The organism is Corynebacterium sp. LK2590, from assembly GCF_040946105.1.
GTDB lineage: Bacteria > Actinomycetota > Actinomycetes > Mycobacteriales > Mycobacteriaceae > Corynebacterium.
Genome location: NZ_JAYWMH010000001.1, coordinates 109,471 through 124,829, shown reverse-complemented (window position 1 = coordinate 124,829; position 15,359 = coordinate 109,471). Strand labels below are relative to the sequence as shown.

Annotated in this window: 13 protein-coding genes; 2 read left to right on the top strand and 11 right to left on the bottom strand. The window is 67.5% G+C overall.

All coding sequences use genetic code 11. The features are described from left to right. Positions 1–2 precede the first annotated feature (2 nt). From VVR85_RS00545 to VVR85_RS00495, 11 genes are all read right to left on the bottom strand, one after another. Complete coding sequence (locus VVR85_RS00545; protein WP_368519031.1) at positions 3–1,505, bottom strand: FtsW/RodA/SpoVE family cell cycle protein; 1,503 nt, start codon at positions 1,503–1,505, stop codon at positions 3–5. Beyond that, positions 1,502–3,010: a UDP-N-acetylmuramoyl-L-alanine--D-glutamate ligase gene (gene murD / locus VVR85_RS00540; protein WP_368519030.1), complete on the bottom strand. Its 1,509-nt coding sequence runs from the start codon at positions 3,008–3,010 to the stop codon at positions 1,502–1,504. Before murD ends, VVR85_RS00545 begins: the two co-directional genes overlap by 4 nt. 39 nt (positions 3,011–3,049) lie before the next feature. Next, complete coding sequence (mraY, locus tag VVR85_RS00535; protein WP_368519029.1) at positions 3,050–4,156, bottom strand: phospho-N-acetylmuramoyl-pentapeptide-transferase; 1,107 nt, start codon at positions 4,154–4,156, stop codon at positions 3,050–3,052. A gap of 76 nt (positions 4,157–4,232) precedes the next feature. Continuing rightward, a complete protein-coding gene (gene murF / locus VVR85_RS00530) occupies positions 4,233–5,765 on the bottom strand; it encodes a UDP-N-acetylmuramoyl-tripeptide--D-alanyl-D-alanine ligase (RefSeq protein ID WP_368519028.1) in 1,533 nt (510 codons plus the stop codon). Next, entirely contained in the window at positions 5,762–7,327 is a 1,566-nt protein-coding gene (locus tag VVR85_RS00525) for a UDP-N-acetylmuramoyl-L-alanyl-D-glutamate--2,6-diaminopimelate ligase (protein WP_368519027.1), read from the bottom strand. Before VVR85_RS00525 ends, murF begins: the two co-directional genes overlap by 4 nt. A gap of 12 nt (positions 7,328–7,339) precedes the next feature. Then, on the bottom strand, positions 7,340–9,196 hold the full coding sequence (locus VVR85_RS00520; RefSeq protein WP_368519407.1) for a peptidoglycan D,D-transpeptidase FtsI family protein: 1,857 nt from the start codon (positions 9,194–9,196) through the stop codon (positions 7,340–7,342). A gap of 244 nt (positions 9,197–9,440) precedes the next feature. Further along, entirely contained in the window at positions 9,441–10,283 is an 843-nt protein-coding gene (locus VVR85_RS00515; RefSeq protein WP_368519026.1) for a hypothetical protein, read from the bottom strand. After that, positions 10,280–11,323, bottom strand: coding sequence for a 16S rRNA (cytosine(1402)-N(4))-methyltransferase RsmH (rsmH, locus tag VVR85_RS00510; protein WP_368519025.1), 1,044 nt, complete (start codon positions 11,321–11,323; stop codon positions 10,280–10,282). Before rsmH ends, VVR85_RS00515 begins: the two co-directional genes overlap by 4 nt. Before the next feature lie 173 nt (positions 11,324–11,496). Continuing rightward, a complete protein-coding gene (gene mraZ, locus VVR85_RS00505; RefSeq protein ID WP_296205687.1) occupies positions 11,497–11,931 on the bottom strand; it encodes a division/cell wall cluster transcriptional repressor MraZ in 435 nt (144 codons plus the stop codon). Positions 11,932–12,407: 476 nt separating this feature from the next. Continuing rightward, the gene (locus tag VVR85_RS00500; protein ID WP_368519024.1) at positions 12,408–12,815 is read right to left on the bottom strand and encodes a DUF3040 domain-containing protein; all 408 of its coding nucleotides are present in this window, start codon (positions 12,813–12,815) and stop codon (positions 12,408–12,410) included. Between the two features lie 171 nt (positions 12,816–12,986). Next, positions 12,987–13,430, bottom strand: coding sequence for an SAV_6107 family HEPN domain-containing protein (locus tag VVR85_RS00495; protein ID WP_368519023.1), 444 nt, complete (start codon positions 13,428–13,430; stop codon positions 12,987–12,989). Between the two features lie 228 nt (positions 13,431–13,658). On the opposite strand from VVR85_RS00495, the gene VVR85_RS00490 reads away from it, so the two are divergent. Together VVR85_RS00490 and VVR85_RS00485 are read left to right on the top strand one after the other, a co-directional pair. Continuing rightward, complete coding sequence (locus VVR85_RS00490) at positions 13,659–14,252, top strand: N-acetyltransferase family protein (RefSeq protein WP_368519022.1); 594 nt, start codon at positions 13,659–13,661, stop codon at positions 14,250–14,252. Between the two features lie 11 nt (positions 14,253–14,263). Beyond that, on the top strand, positions 14,264–15,355 hold the full coding sequence (locus VVR85_RS00485) for a polyprenyl synthetase family protein (protein ID WP_368519021.1): 1,092 nt from the start codon (positions 14,264–14,266) through the stop codon (positions 15,353–15,355). Positions 15,356–15,359: the final 4 nt, after the last annotated feature.

Sequence of the window (15,359 nt, the reverse complement as noted above, 5' to 3'; positions counted from 1 at the left end):
GGCTACCAGCGCCGGCGCGGGTTCCTGTCCCCGCCGCGCCCGGCGGAATCCTGCCCGCGCGGCGTGGAGCGCACCGGGCGGGTCCGCCCGGTCACCGGCGAGCCAAAACGCTCCTCCCGCTGCGCCTGGCGGCGGGCGCTGCCCCGCTTTTGGGGGTTAGCGCTCGGGCGCTCGGGCCGGCGGTCCCGGGGCGCGCCCGAACCGTCGGCACGACGGCGACCGCCGCGCGGGGCGGCATCGGCCGGCTCCGGTTCCGCGATGAAGAACAGCCGGTCGAAGAGGGGACGCCCGTAGTTGCGCATCGCCGAGACCGCCTCCGGCTCGTGCCGGGCCACGTTGCACAGAAGGCCCATGGAGCCAATGGTGATAATCGCCGCGGTGCCGCCGGCCGAGATCATCGGCAGCTGGATGCCGGTCACCGGCAGGAGGCCGACGACGTAGCCGATGTTGAAGTAGGCCTGCGCAACGACGCCGGTGGTCAGGGTCGCGGCCATGAGGGCGTGGAACTGGTTCTGCGCGCGCAGCGCGGTGCGGATGCCGAAGAACCCGAGCAGGGCGAAGAGCACGATGACCAGCGCGCCGCCCCACAGGCCGAGCTCCTCGCCCACCACGGCGAAGATGAAGTCGTTTTTCGCCTCCGGCAGGTAGAACCACTTGGCGCGGGACTGGCCGATGCCCACGCCGGCGATGCCGCCGTCGGCCAGCGAGAGGAAGCCCTGGTAGGCCTGGAAGCCGGTGCCCTGGGTGTCCTGGATGTTGCCCACCAACGCGTCGAAGTAGGTGTGGAAACGGTGCGAGCGGAAGCCGCCCGACAGGAAGACGAAGATCACGCCCGCCACGGCCAGCCCGATAATGGAGGCGACCACGCGCCAGTCCACGCCGGCGAAGAACAGGGTAAACACGACGACCACGGCAAACGACATGGCCATACCCAGGTCGCCCTGCAGGATAATCAGCAGGAACATCAGGCCCGCGATGGCCGAGTAGACCATGAACGGATCCAGCAGGTCCTTCGGGCGGTGCTGCTTATTGGCCAGCGCCGAGGCGCCGAAGAGGCCGATGGCTACGCGGGCGAGCTCCGAGGGCTGCAGGGAAATCGGGCCCAAGATGATCCACGACTGGGAGCCAACCTCCGCGCGGCCGGTACCAACCCCCGGGATGAGCACCAGGATCAGCAGCACGATGGACAGCAAGAGGATCCACGGGATGGCCCAGCGCATGGCGCGCGGCGGGATCTTCAGCGCCAACCAAAAGGCCAGCAGGCCGACCAGGACCATCGCGGACTGGCGCAGCGCCTGGCCCCAGACCAGGCCGGATTCCACAAGGGACTCGGCCATGGAGGAGGAAAAGACCATCGTCACGCCGATACCGACGAGCAGGAAGATGATGATCCGCAACATCAGATAGTCCAGCCCCGACCACTTGTTCATCTGCTCGTGGCGGCGCTCGAGGAAATTGGCCACCCGCTGCCCGGGCTTGGCTGACTTCTGCGTTGTGGAGGTCATTGCGCTGGCTTCTCCTCGTTATCTTCTCCGGCATCCGGCGCGGGACGGTGATCCGATTTTTCCGTGACCGCACGCGCCGCCGCGGCGAAGAAATCGCCGCGCTGTGCCATCCCGGTGTACATGTCTAACGATGCCGCAGCCGGGGCCAAAAGTACGGTATCCCCCGCTTCGGCGTGTTGCCAGGCCGCGGCCACCGCGGTCTCCATGGCCGCCTGCGGATCCTGCTCGTCTAGGACGGTTACGGGAACCTGCGGGGCGTGGGCTTGGAGCGCCTGAGCCACCAGCTCCCGGTCCTTGCCCAGCACGACCGCGGCCTTGAGCTGGTCGGCGTGGGTGGCAACCAGCTCGCTGACATCTGCTCCCTTGAGCTGCCCGCCGGCCAGCCAGATGACCCGGTCGAGGCCTTCCAGGGCGGCGTCCGCGGCGTGCGGGTTGGTGGCCTTGGAGTTGTCGATGAAGCTGACCCCGCCGTGGCGGTGGACGACCGCGCCGCGGTGTCCGGCGACGTGGTAGGCCGCCAGGCCCGCCTGGACGGCCTCGCGGCTCGCCCCGGCGGCCAGCCCGGCCGCGGCGGCAGCACAAGCGTCCAGGACGCCGGCCAGACCGGCCGGCTCTACCCCATCGGCCGAGACCAGGTCGAGGTCCTCGCCGTCCAGGCGGGCAATGATCCGCCCGCCTTCCACGCCGACCTGCCCGGCCTGCGGGGTCTGGGAGCTAAAGGAATAGACCTGCGGCGCCAGGTCCCCGGCTTGGCGGGCCCGGGAGACCAGTTCCATCACGTGCGCGTCGTCCGTGCCGGCAATGGCGATGCCGCCGTGCATGACCTTGGCCTTATCGGCGGCGTAATTGTCGAAGCTGCCGTGCCAGTCGAGGTGGTCCTCGGCCAGGTTGAGCAAAACGCCCACCTCCGGGCGCAGCTGGCTGGCCCAGTGCAGCTGGAAGGAAGACAGCTCGGCGACCAGCACGTCGACGCGATCGTTGTCCTGGATGGCGTCGAAGACGGAGACGCCGATGTTGCCCACCGGCACCGCGCGGCGCCCGGTGCGGTTAGTATCTGCCTGCATGATGGCCGCCAGCATGCCGGTGGTCGTGGTCTTGCCGTTAGTGCCGGTGATGACCAGCCACTGGCGGGCCGGCCCGAAGGTGCCGGCCGCGTCCAGGCGGTAGGCCAGCTCGACGTCCCCGATGACCTCGACGCCGGCGGCCCGGTAGGCCTCCAGCAGCGGTGAGTCCGGTCGCCAGCCCGGGGAGGTTACCACCAGGTCGATCTGGCCGTCGCCGGCGACGGCCATGGCCTGCTCGGTGCTGAGCCCGGCCGCCCTCGCCCCGCAATCGTCCAGCGCGGTCTGTCGCGCCTGCGGATTGTCGTCGGCGATTGTGACCGCGAAGTTCAGGCGGTCCAGGACTCGGGCGCACCCGCGCCCGGATACGCCCGCGCCCGCTACCAGCACCCGGCGGGCCTGGGCCAGGTCCGCGGGCAGACTACGCGCCGTGTGCTCAGTCATGGTGTTGTCGAAGACTCCTACTCTTTGCTGTCTTAGTCGCTAGATTCCGATGCCCGCGGCGGTCAGCCAGTCCGCGTAGAACAGGGCCACGCCGAGCATGGCGGCCATGCCGGCCAGCAGCCAGAAGCGGATGACCACGGAGGTCTCCGGCCAGCCGCCGTTTTCGAAGTGGTGGTGGATGGGCGCCATGCGGAAAAAGCGCTTGCCGGTGGTCTTGAAGACGGCGACCTGGATGACCACGGAGGCCGCCTCCACGACGAACAGGGAGCCGATGATGATCATCAGCAGCTCGGTGTGGGTGGTTACGGAAATACCCGCGACCAGGCCGCCGAGCGCCAGGGAGCCGGTGTCACCCATGAAGATCTTGGCCGGCGCCGCGTTCCACCACAGGAAACCCAGGCAGCCGCCCAGCCCGGCCGCGGCCAAGATGGCCAGGTCCAGCGGGTCGCGGACCTCGTAGCAGCCGGCGGCGTGTTCGGCACCGCAGGCGTTGCGGAACTGCCAGAAGGTGATCAGGCTGTAGGCGCCCATCACGAAGGCGGTCGTGCCGGCCGCGAGCCCGTCCAGACCGTCGGTCAGGTTGACCGCGTTCGACCAGGCCGCGATGAGGATATACATGAAGACCAGGAAGACGATGGTGCCGATGACGGCGCCGCCGACGGCGATATCGAAGGTGTCGATCTCGCGGAACATCGACAGCTTCGTCGACGCCGGGGTCAGCCCGTTCTCGTTCGGGAACTGCAGCGCCAGGAAGCCGAAGGCCAGGGCCAGTGCGAGCTGCCCGATGAGCTTGGCCTTCTTGTTCAGGCCCAGGTTGCGGGCCTTGAACAGTTTGATGAAGTCATCCGCGAAGCCCAGGCCGCCCAGCCCCAGGGTCAAGCCCAGGACCAAGACTCCGGAGACAGTGAACCCGCCCTTGCCGGAGATGAGCCCGTAGAGGCCCGTGGTCAGGTAGGCCACGACGATGCCGGCCAGGATCGCCAGCCCGCCCATGGTCGGGGTCCCGCGTTTGCGCAGGTGCGACTTGGGGCCGTCTTCGCGGATCTCCTGCCCCTTGCCGGCGTGGGAGAAATACCGAATCAGCCAGGGGGTGAAGAAAATCGCGACGATAAAGCTAATTACGCCGGAGACAATAATCTGGGTCACTGTGAACGTGGTCCTTCTAATACAACAAAGAGCAGTCTGAAGAAATTCTGCGCGAGCTTATTTTAGCGAGGCGGTTCTAGCCCTCGCCCTTTAAGGTTGCGGCTACCCGCCACAGCTGCTGGGCGTTCGAGGCCTTGATGAGCACCACGTCCTTCGCCGCGCGCTGCGACCACTGCTCCACCCCGGCGGGCGGGGTCCGCAGGGTTTCCTCGACCAGCTGGGCGGCCTGCGCGTGGTCCGCCCCGACGGTCGTGGTGATCCCGCGGTCGGCAGCCGCGGCGGCCAGGGCCCGGCAGGCCGGGGTGTCGCCGACGACGATGAGCCGGTCGACGTTGTACTTCGCCAGCTCCGCGCCCAACTGCTGGTGGGCCTGCTCGGCTTCCGCGCCGAGCTCGCCCATCTCGCCGAGCACCGCGATGGCCCGCGCGTCCGGCCGGGCGGCCGTGGTGTAGCCCAGCGCCGCGATGGCCGCGCGCATGGAGTCCGGGTTGGCGTTGTAGGAGTCGTTGATGATGGTGACCCCGTCCGGGCGGCTATAGACGTCCATCCGGTTCGCCGAGGCATTCCGGTGCCCACTCAGGGCCGCGGCTACCTTTTCTGCCGGGATCCCCGACTCGATGGCCGAGGCGGCGGCCGCCAGAGCGTTGGAGACCTGGTGGACGCCGAAGACCTGCAGCTTGATTCGCTGCGGGGCGGCGTTCGGCGAGTGGAGGGTAAAAGCGGCGCGCGCGACATCGTCCAGCTCTACGTCGGTGGCGGTGTAGTCCGCCTCCGGCGCCGGCGGGTTGGCCGCGGAGTAGTAGACGACCTTGGCCACGGTGCGCGAAGCCATCGCGGCGACGAAGGAGTCGTCGGCGTTGAGCACCGCTACCCCGCCCTCGGCGGCGGCCGGCAGGGCCTCGACCAGCTCGCCCTTGGCCTGCGCGATGTTCTCCCGGGAGCCGAATTCTCCCAGGTGGGCCGAGCCGACGTTAAGCACCGCGCCGATGGTCGGCCGGGCGATGTCGGCCAGGTGGCGGATGTGGCCGATGCCGCGCGCCGACATCTCCGCGACCAGGTACTTGGTCTGCCAGTCGCACCGCAGCGCGGTGTAGGGGTGGCCGACCTCGTTGTTGAAGGAGCCGGGCGGGGCGACGGTCTCGCCCGCGCAGTGGAAGATGGCCGCCATCAGGTCCTTGGTCGAGGTCTTGCCGGCGGAACCGGTGACCCCGACGATGGTCAGGTTGCCGTTGTCGGCCAGCCGGCGAGTGACCGCCTGCGCCAGCGCCGAGAGGGCGCGGACGACGGCGGCGGCGGAACCGTCGGAGTCGTGGGCGTAGATATCGGCGTTGGCGCCGTCGCCCTCGACGCGGTCGGTGGGTTCGACGACGATCGCCGGAACGCCCACCGGGCGGGCGGCCAGCACGGCCACCGCGCCCTGGTCGACGGCCGCGCGGGCGTAATCGTGCCCATCGACGCGGGCGCCGGGCAGGGCCAAAAACAGCCCGCCCGGGGTGATCTTGCGCGAATCGAATTCGACGAAGCTGGTGACCTGAGCCTGCGGGTCATCGACCTCGTCCAGGTAGCCGCCGGTTATCTCGGCTATCTCTTTTAGCGTTAGCTCAATCATGCTTCTTCCTTCCCCGCCGGCCTGCTGCCGGAGGTCTTAGTTTCCAGTGCGCGCTGTACCTCTTCCCGGTCGTCAAAGTGGTGGACCGTGTCCCCCACGATCTGGCCGACTTCGTGGCCTTTGCCTACCACGATAATCGCATCGCCCGGCTGTGCCCACTGGATGGCCGCGTCGATGGCCGCGGCGCGGGAGGGGTATTCGGCCAGGGTGACTTCGTCGTCGCGCTCGGCGGCGGCCTCCCGGGCGCCAGCCAGCACGGCCGCGCGGATGGGGGCCGGGTCCTCGGTGCGGGGGTTGTCGTCGGTGACCGCCACGTAGTCGGCGCGGCTGGCCGCCGCCTGCCCCATCAGCGGGCGCTTCGAGGAGTCGCGGTCGCCACCGGCGCCGATGACGATGCCGATGCGCCCCTCCGGGCGCTCGGAGGTCCGGATCTGCTCACGCAGGGTGTCCAAGACCGCGGCCACGGCCGCCGGCTTGTGGGCGTAGTCGACCACGGCGACGAAATCCTGCCCGCAGTCCACGCGCTGCATGCGGCCGGGTACCGCGACGCCGGCCACGCCTTCCAGGAAGGTTTCCACGTCCACCCCGGCCGCGGCGGCCATCCCGGCCGCCAGCGCGGCGTTGGCCACGTTGAACTTGCCGGGCAGCGGGACCGTGAATTCGTAGTCCTTGCCCTCCAGGCTCAGCACGCCGTGTTGCTCGCCCGTCGGCTCGACCGCGGTGTGGTGGGCGGTGACGATTTTCCCGGCGTTGGTCGTTACGGCCGACTCGGCCGTCGCGACCTCCGCGGTGGGCGTGCCCGCCGCCCGCGACAGTTCCACCAGGCGCTGGCCCCAGGAGTCGTCGACGCAGATGACGGCGGACGCGGCGGCCTCGGGCCCGTTAAACAGGCGCGCCTTGGTCAGGAAATAGTCTTCCATCGTCGGGTGGAAGTCCAGGTGGTCCTGCGACAGGTTGGTGAACCCGCCGACTGCGAACTGGGTGCCTTGGACGCGGCCCAAGGCCAGGGCGTGGGAGGAGACCTCCATGACGACGTGGGTAACACCCTGGTCGCGCATCTGCGCGAAAAGTTCTTGAAGCTTAGGAGCCTCCGGGGTGGTCAGGGACGTCGGCACCGGGGTGCGGTTGATGCGCGTGCCGGTCGTTCCGATAAGGCCTACCTGGTAGCCGGCCGCCAGCAGCCCGGCCTCCAGCAGGTAGCTGGTGGTGGTCTTGCCGGAGGTGCCGGTAACTCCCAGGATGGTCAGGTCGGCCGAGGGGTGGTCGTAGATCTCGGCGGAGATAGTTCCCAGCACCGCGCGGATGTCCTCGACCACCAGGCGGGGGCGCGTGTCGCCGGCCGCGTCGAGGATCTCCGCGCCGGCGGCATCGGTAAGCACGGCCGCGGCTGGGGTGTCGGCGGCGAAACGGGCGCCGTGGGCGTGCAGGCCGGGCAGGGCCGCGAACATCCCGCCCGGGGCGATGGAGCGCGAGTCCAGTCCGATGCTGCTAACTTCCGTCTCCGGCGAGCCGCTCAGGTTCCCGCCGGCCAACTGCGCCAGTCGCGCTAGCGTACGTGCCATGGTGTTGTTCTCCTATTCCGCCCGCAGTTTAAGGTTCTTGCCCTCCGGAGAGGTGGGTATGTTGTCTCGGTTCAGCAGCCAGCTGGCGATGTCGCTAAACACCGGCGCGGCAGACTGCCCGCCGGAGCCGTCGTCGTTGACGCCGGATTTCGGCTCGTCCAGCATGATGGCGACCACGAAGCGCGGATCGTCCGCCGGGGCCACGCCCGCGAAGGTAATCCAGTAGGCGGAATTAGAATACGCCCCCGTATTAGGGTCGACCTTCTGAGCCGTGCCGGTCTTGCCCGACAGCTGGTAGCCGTCGATGCCCGCGCCCTGCGCCGTGCCGGACTGCACGCCCGCCGGGTCCTCCTGGAAGACCGCCCGGAACATGTCCAGGGTGGTCTTCGCCGCGGCCGGGCTGATGACCTGGGTCTTCTCCGGCTCGGAGTGGATGCGGTCCTCGCCGGCTTCGCCCTCGATGTCCTGGATAATGCGCGGGGTAATGCGCTCGCCCTCGTTGGCGATGGTCTGGTAGACGCTGGCCATCTGCAGCGTCGTCCAGGACATGCCCTGGCCGATCGGCAGGTTGGCGAAGGTACCGCCGGACCACTGCTCGAAGGCCGGTACCAGGCCGCCGGACTCGTTCGGCAGCTCGATGCCGCTGGTGTTGCCCAGCCCGAAGGCCTCGAGGTACTTCGAGAAGGTCTTGTCCCCCAGCTTCTCCGCGAGCATCAGCGTGCCGACGTTCGAGGACTTACCGAAGATGCCGGCCGTGGTGTACGGCTCGACGCCGTGCTGCCAGGCGTCGTTGACCGTCACGCCGGCCATGTCGATGGAGCCGGGGACCTGGTGGACTTCCTCCGGGGTGGTTACGCCCTCCTCGATCGCCGCGGCGGCGGTGACAATCTTGGCCACCGAGCCCGGCTCGTAGGGGTGCGAGATCGACGGGTTTTCGAAGCCCTTGCCGGCCTTGACCTGCTTTTCGATGTCCTCGTTCGGGTCGATGGTGTCCGTGTTCGCCATGGCGAGCACCTCGCCGGTGGCCGAATCCAGCACCACGGCCTCGGCGGACTTGGCCTGCGAATTGGCCTTGGCCTTCTCCAGCTTCTGCTGCACGAAGGTCTGCAGGTCCAGATCCAGCGTCAGGTGGACGTTGGCGCCGTCGACGGCGTTGACCTCATCGCGCAGGGTGCCCGGGATGGGCTGCCCGTCGGTGGACACGTCCTCGGTCTTGCGCCCGTCGATGCCCGTGAGCGTCGAGTCCCCGGACGCCTCCAGGCCGAACTGGCCCTGGCCGTCCATGGAAACCTTGCCGATCACGTTCTCGGCGATGGCCCCGTTCGGGTACTGGCGGATGTCCTGGTGGTCGGCGGCCACACCGTGGTATTCCTCGGCGATTTCGACGGCCACGTCCGGATCGACGTTGCGCACCAGCACCTCGTACTGGGTGTCCGCCTTCAGTTTGTCGAGGATCTCCTTGTCGTCGACGCTGCCGACCTCCGCGCCGGCGTCCTTGATCATCTTCGGGATGCCCTTGGACATCTCCTTCAGCCGGTTATCGACGGCCTCGCCGGCCTTCTTCTCCAGGTCCTCGCCGCTGGCGCCTTCGGCGCTCAGCTCGTTGGTGAACTGCTCTTCCAGCTCCTTGCGCAGGCGCGTCGGCGAGACCGTCAGGGAGCGGGCCTGCATGGTATAGGCCAGGCGCTGCCCGACGCTATCGGTGATCTCGCCGCGGCGGGCCGGCTCCACGTAGACGCGGGAGCGCTGCTCCATGGCCTTGGCCGACAGATCCGGCCCCCAGACCACCTGCACCCATGCCAGGCGCCCCACCAGCAACAGCATGCCTACCAACAGGAAAGCCATGATGAGCCGCAGGCGCTTGGACATCATGTGCGAATTCTTGTAGAGCTTCTTTACCTGCGGTTGGGTGCTAGCCGGCCGCGTGTTCTCCGCGGCGGTAGCGTAGCTGCGACCGCCAGCGCGCGGCTGACGGCCCGATTGCCCCACCCGCGCGCCGGTATCGCGATACCGCCGGTGCGGGCGCGATCCCGGATTCCGTGACGTCACGGTGGTAAGTCACCTGCCTTATTCATTTCCTTTGGGGCAACCACCCGGCTGCCCAAAGCAACTGCTAATTCCCGGCTCCAGAATACGGGGCGCGGACCGGCAGATCCGGTAACTCGTCCGCGCGTGGTGCATTCGATTCCGCGTTCTGCTGGCGGTCCTCGCCCTGGCGCTGGGAATCAGCCTGCGGCGAACGATGCCCGTCCGGCGTCGCGTTGAGACTATCGGACATGCCTTCCGTGTCGTCCGGGTTGCTGGAGGCGCGGCCCGGGCGGATTGCCGTGCCGTTGACGTCAATGATGGCTTCCTGCTCATCCGTCGCCGCGCGCTTTTCTTCCACCTTGCCGTCCTCGGCGACCTCGACGACGCCCGGGTTGGTGGGCACGCCCATGTTCGCGTCCGCGGCACGGCGGGCCACGTCCGCGGTGGAGCGGACGTTTTCCAGGTCGCGGTTCAGCGTCTCAATCTGGTTGCTCAGCTGCGATTCCTGCGCGGAGAGCTGCTGGATCTTGAAGGTCTGGGAGGTCGACAGGCCGGACAGCCACATCGCCAGGCACACCCCGCCGATGAGCAGCACGATGGCCACCGCCGACAGGCGGGCGAACAGCGAGTTCTTCTTGATGGGCGTCAGGCGGCGGCCGCGCTGGGAGACCACCTGCTGCGAGCCTAGGCGCTGGTAGCGCGGCCCGTGCGGGCTGGTGGTGCCGTGGGTGCTGCGCCGCGGGCGCACCTCCCGGCGTTCCGGGGTGCGCGTGCGGGCGGTGCGCTGGGTGCCGCGGCGGTTATCCCGCTCGAGCAGCGCGGTGGCCGCTCCGGTGTCTTCTCCGGTGGTGAAATCTCGGCTAGCTCCCATGGAGCGGTGTCCCTTCGTCGAGTATGGGCGGGTGGTGCGTCGCGTGGTCTGGGTCATGGTGTGCCTCCAGGGGAAAGCAGCTGCGGGGTGCCGGCTATTCGCTCCAACGCCCGCACCCGCACCGAGGCGGCCCGCGGGTTCTCCGCGATCTCCGCCTGCGAGGCTTTCTCTGCCCCGCGGGTGATCACCCGGTAGTCCGGTTCGGTCCCCGGCAGGTCCATCGGCAGCCCCTCCGGGGTCGACGACGTCGACTGCTCCTTGAAGTACTGCTTGACCAGGCGGTCCTCCAGGGACTGGTAGCTCATAAAGACCGCGCGGCCGCCGACGCGCAGCGCCGCGGTGATGACCGGCAGGACCTGCTCAATGGCCTCGAGCTCTCGGTTGACTTCCACGCGCAGTGCCTGGAAGGTGCGCTTGGCCGGGTGGCCGCCCGTGCGCCGGGTCGCCGCCGGGATGGTGGCGTAGAGCAGGTCGACGAGCCGCGCCGAGTCACGGAAGGGTTCTTTTTCCCGCTCGCGCACGACGGCGCTGGCAATCTTGCCGGCGAAGCGCTCGTCACCGTAGGTCTTGAGGATGCGCGCCAGGTTGCCGTGGTCGTAGGTATTGAGCACGTCCGCGGCGGTTATCCCCTGGCTAGGATCCATCCGCATGTCCAGCGGCGCGTTCTGGCTGTAGGCGAAGCCGCGCTCGGCCTGGTCCAGCTGCATGGAAGAAACTCCCAGGTCGAACAACGCGCCCGCGATGCCGCCCTCCCGCGCCTTGTCCAAAACCGCGTGCTCGGTGGCCGGTCGGGCGATCGCGCTGCCGACCTCGTCGAAGCGCGCCTGCACGCCCACGAAACGGTCGCCGAACCGGGCCAGGCGCTCGCGGGCCGCAGCCAACGATGCCCCATCCCGGTCCACGCCGATTACCGACACCTCCGGGAAAGTCTCCAGGAAGTATTCCGTGTGGCCACCCGCCCCCAGCGTGCCGTCCACCAGGACGGCCCCGGCCGGGGCCTTCGCTTCGGCCTTTTCCACCGCGGGCGCCAAAAGCTCAGCCATGCGTTCACGCATCACGGGCACGTGGCCGTGATTGTTCTGTTCAGTCGAGCCCATGGTGCCCCCTTTCCGTAAACGAAGTTGCTTGGAGTTGGCCGCGGTGGTTGTCGGGAAAAATTAAGTGCGTATAGGGCCCTGCCCGAAATGGGTTCTGATGTCGGGGAAGTACACCAGCTACTCCACTTCGGACAGAGTCCGTACACGCACTCTGTTGAGTTGTGAACTGCCTTCTACAGCAAGCCGGACAGGACATCGTCCGCGTCCGCCGCCGAGTAGGCGTCTTCAGTTTGCTCTTGGTACTCAGCCCACGCGGCTGCGTCCCAAATCTCGAGAAAATCCACCGACCCGACAACCACGCACTCTTTGGAAAGGTTGGCGTATTCGCGGTGTCCAGCGGACAACGTAATACGGCCATGCCCATCCGGGCGTTGCTCATCGGCGCTCGCTGCCAAGTTACGGATGAACGCGCGGGCGGTTGGGTTCGTCCGGGACACGGCCGCTGCTTTTCGAGCTCGTTCCGCAAACTCCTCGCGCGGGTAAACCGCTAGTGAGTGGTCCTGTCCCTTGGTCACCATCAGTCCGCCAGCTAGCTCATCCCGAAACTTAGCCGGAAGCGTTAGGCGTCCTTTGTCATCAAGCTTCGGAGTGTAGGTTCCGAGAAACATCCCGGCGTCCACCTTCCTTGGCTCGATAACTCCGACATTTCTCCACGGTCTCAAAGTTCCACTTCTCCACCGCTGCGCCCCACTTTACCCCACTTTCCCCCACTTTCAACACCCACCGCGCCCCACCCTTCGCCCACTTTCCACATATATGCTGGTCATAGGCCATAAAAATAGTGGGGAGAAATCCCCAGCCGCGGCGTTTTTTAGGCCTCATACGCCACTTGAGTACCTCCTTTAGCACAGGATTCTTTAGTACCACTAGAAACGCGGCTCCACGTTGGGGCCCGTTAGCTGGCCCAATGACACGCCTTCCACCCCGTCCACCTAGCCGCCGCTAGGCTCCCCTCCCCTCGCCGGGCACCGTGGGGACAAACGTGGGGGAAAGTGGGGAATTGTGTGGAGGCACAGGAAAAGCCCCCGGGATCTCTCCCAGGGGCTGAAAAGCTAGGCCGCTTCGACCAGCTCTCTAGTTACCGTTAGTTGCCCTCGAAACGACGGCGGAAGTTCTCTTCCAGCTTGTTACCCATCGAGCTGCCACCGGAGTGCGACGCCCCCGCGCGGCCCCGGCCGGAGCCCGACTTCTTCTTGCCCGACTTCGAGCCGGTGGACCCGCCACCGCGGAGCATCCAGATGCCCGCGCTGAACATGACGAGGAAGCCCAGGATCGACAGAACCACGAACCACAGGCTGTTCTGCGCCAGGGCCACGCCGCCCACCAGCATGACCAGCCCGACGACCACGAGCGCCACGCCGCGCAGGGTCACGGCCCCGCTCGGGGAACCGGCTGAGGCCTGGGCTACAGAGGCACCAAACTTGGGGTCCTCAGCCAACAGCTGCTGCTCGAGCTCCCGTAGCGCGCGCTGTTCCTGCTCCGAAAGAGACACTGTACCTCCAATAAACCTCAGGGATCGCTGCCTTAAAACGGCCCTTCACGACGGCCTTTCACTGTGTTCAACGCGAGCGCCAAACAATTAGTTCCCGCCGGCTCAATTCCTCCCCCATTCTAACGTAAAGACAACGCCCAACTTAAGCCCCTAGAGCCCTAAGGGGTAGCCCTAGGCGGCGAAATCGGATTCCACCGCGGCCGCGTGGGTGGCCGCCATGAAGCGCGCGGCCAAGCCCATCAGCTCGAACACGGTCTCCGCGTCCACCGTGTCCTCCAGCCCCAGGGACACCCGAGAGCGCAGCTTCGAATACCGGCCAAACTCCTGCGCCCACTCCTTGCCCTCTACACTCACGAGCGCCAGCTGCTCCCAGGCGCTCGACGGCTTGCGCTTGCGGCGCGCCACCACCGAGACCGCGATCCGCGCGCCGGCCGTACGCAAACCCGCCTGGTAAGCGACCTCGAGGGCCTCCTCCAGACGCCCGTCGGCCGCGTATTCCCGCGCCTGCTCGATTAGCATCCGCGCCTGGCGCAGGAAATGCTGCTGCTTTGCCACGCCGCTGGTCCGGGACGCGCGCTTAGTTGCCTGTGTAGTTGCCGAGATTACGTGTGCCATTTCCGTTCACCTTCCCTCCGCAGCCGCCGCTTACGGGAGCCCTGTCGTTGTTGTCTTTTACTCTAGGAACGCCTCCGACTTACACGTTTAAAAATAGCTCGTTTGTTCGATTAACGCAAGCCCCTAGCCAGCACTGAAACCTTCTTTTCGAACACTCGTCAACTATCTCGAACACCTTTAATTAGGCTAATTGACCCGCCGCGGGGCCAAACATGTTTCGATAGATTCGTGAACATCGCCATCCGTCGCCTTAGCCCGCAAGAGTTCTCCCTCCTCGCGCCCCAACTCGTCGAGATCTATATCGAGGCGATGGACTACAACGACTCCCTACGCGTAAGCCGCACCCAGGCCTGGCGCCGGGAGATTTCCCACCCGGGCTTCAGCGCGGTGATAGCAACTGCCGACAGCGGCATCGTCGGCCTGGCCTACGGCTTCCTCGGCTCGCCGGATACCTGGTGGGACCGGCAGCTGCGCCGCGGTTTCTACGAAAAGGGCGGGCCTACCGAGCAGCAGTGGGCGCTCCTGCGCAGCTATTTCGAGCTGGCCGAGGTGCACGTGCGCCCCGGCATGCAAAACCACGGCATCGGGCGCCGGCTGATTACGGAACTGCTCTGGAACGTGCCCGCCGACTACGTCGCGCTATCGACGCCGGAGGTGCCCCAGGAGGGAAATTCCGCCTTCGGCCTCTACCGCTCGCTGGGCTTTCGGGACGCGTTGCGCCATCACCGCTACCCCGGCGACTCCCGGCCGTTTGCGCTCCTCTACGCCCCACTACCGCTGCCGGCGGTTGCGCAACCCGGGACCAGCACCCGGGACCGGTAAGATACCTAGGCGTGACCGCAGACAATATTCCCCAGATAGAACAGATCCCCGACGCCGCCCGCGCTGCCCTCGCGGAATTCTTGGCCGAGCGCCGGCCGGCAGTCAGCTCCATCGGCGAGCCGGTGACCCGCTCCATCGCCTACCTCGAGGATTTCGTCCTTGGCGGCGGCAAGCGCATCCGCCCGCTCTACGCCTGGGCCGGTTTCATCGGCGCCGGCGGGCTGGACGGCGACGAGGATCCGCAGGCCGTCCTCCGCGCCGCCTCTTCCCTGGAGTTCATCCAGGCCTGCGCGCTCATCCACGATGACATCATCGACGCCTCCAGCACCCGTCGCGGCAAGCCGACGGTGCACCGCGCGGTGGCGGGGCGGCATCGCCAAGCGCAGTGGCACGGCGATGCCGGCTTCTTCGGCGAGTCCGTCGCCATCCTCGTCGGCGACATGGCCCTGGCCTGGGCCGAGGACATGCTGCAGGACTCCGGCTTAAGCGCCGTCGCCCTGGCCCGTACCCGCGAGCCGTGGCGCGCCATGCGCACTGAGGTCATCGGCGGCCAGCTGCTCGACATCACCCTGGAGGCCACCGGTTCCGAGTCGGTCGAACTCGCCGATGCCGTCAACCGCTACAAGACCGCCGCCTACACCATCGAGCGTCCCCTCCACCTGGGCGCTGCCATTGCCGGCGCTTCGCCCACGCTTATCGATGCCTTCCGCGGTTACGGCCGCGACATCGGCATCGCATTCCAGCTGCGCGACGACCAGCTGGGCGTTTTCGGCGACCCTTCAGTCACCGGCAAGCCGGCCGGCGACGACCTACGCGAGGGCAAGCGCACCGTCCTGCTGGCCACGGCCCTAGAGCGCGCCGATCAGGCCGATCCCGCCGCGGCCGCCACTCTGCGCCGCCTAGTCGGCACCACCGAAGACCCCGCCGATATCGCGACGATGTCGCAGATCATCCAGGACTCCGGCGCGGTCGAGGCCATCGAAGAGCGCATCGACGCCCTGACCGAATCCGGCCTGGGGCACCTGCACGCCGCCGGCGTGGACGAGAAGGTCACCTCCGCCCTGCACGACCTGGCCATCCGCGCCACCGCCCGGCAGAAGTAGCGCC

What these genes read in the sequence shown, in the direction of transcription:
- murD (WP_368519030.1), bottom strand. Translation starts at nt 3,010, where the DNA reads ATGACTGAGCACACGGCGCGTAGTCTGCCCGCGGACCTGGCCCAGGCC.
- VVR85_RS00495 (WP_368519023.1), bottom strand. Translation starts at nt 13,430, where the DNA reads ATGGCACACGTAATCTCGGCAACTACACAGGCAACTAAGCGCGCGTCC.
- rsmH (WP_368519025.1), bottom strand. Translation starts at nt 11,323, where the DNA reads ATGGGCTCGACTGAACAGAACAATCACGGCCACGTGCCCGTGATGCGT.
- mraZ (WP_296205687.1), bottom strand. Translation starts at nt 11,931, where the DNA reads ATGTTTCTCGGAACCTACACTCCGAAGCTTGATGACAAAGGACGCCTA.
- murF (WP_368519028.1), bottom strand. Translation starts at nt 5,765, where the DNA reads ATGATTGAGCTAACGCTAAAAGAGATAGCCGAGATAACCGGCGGCTAC.
- VVR85_RS00525 (WP_368519027.1), bottom strand. Translation starts at nt 7,327, where the DNA reads ATGGCACGTACGCTAGCGCGACTGGCGCAGTTGGCCGGCGGGAACCTG.
- VVR85_RS00545 (WP_368519031.1), bottom strand. Translation starts at nt 1,505, where the DNA reads ATGACCTCCACAACGCAGAAGTCAGCCAAGCCCGGGCAGCGGGTGGCC.
- VVR85_RS00520 (WP_368519407.1), bottom strand. Translation starts at nt 9,196, where the DNA reads ATGTCCAAGCGCCTGCGGCTCATCATGGCTTTCCTGTTGGTAGGCATG.
- VVR85_RS00515 (WP_368519026.1), bottom strand. Translation starts at nt 10,283, where the DNA reads ATGACCCAGACCACGCGACGCACCACCCGCCCATACTCGACGAAGGGA.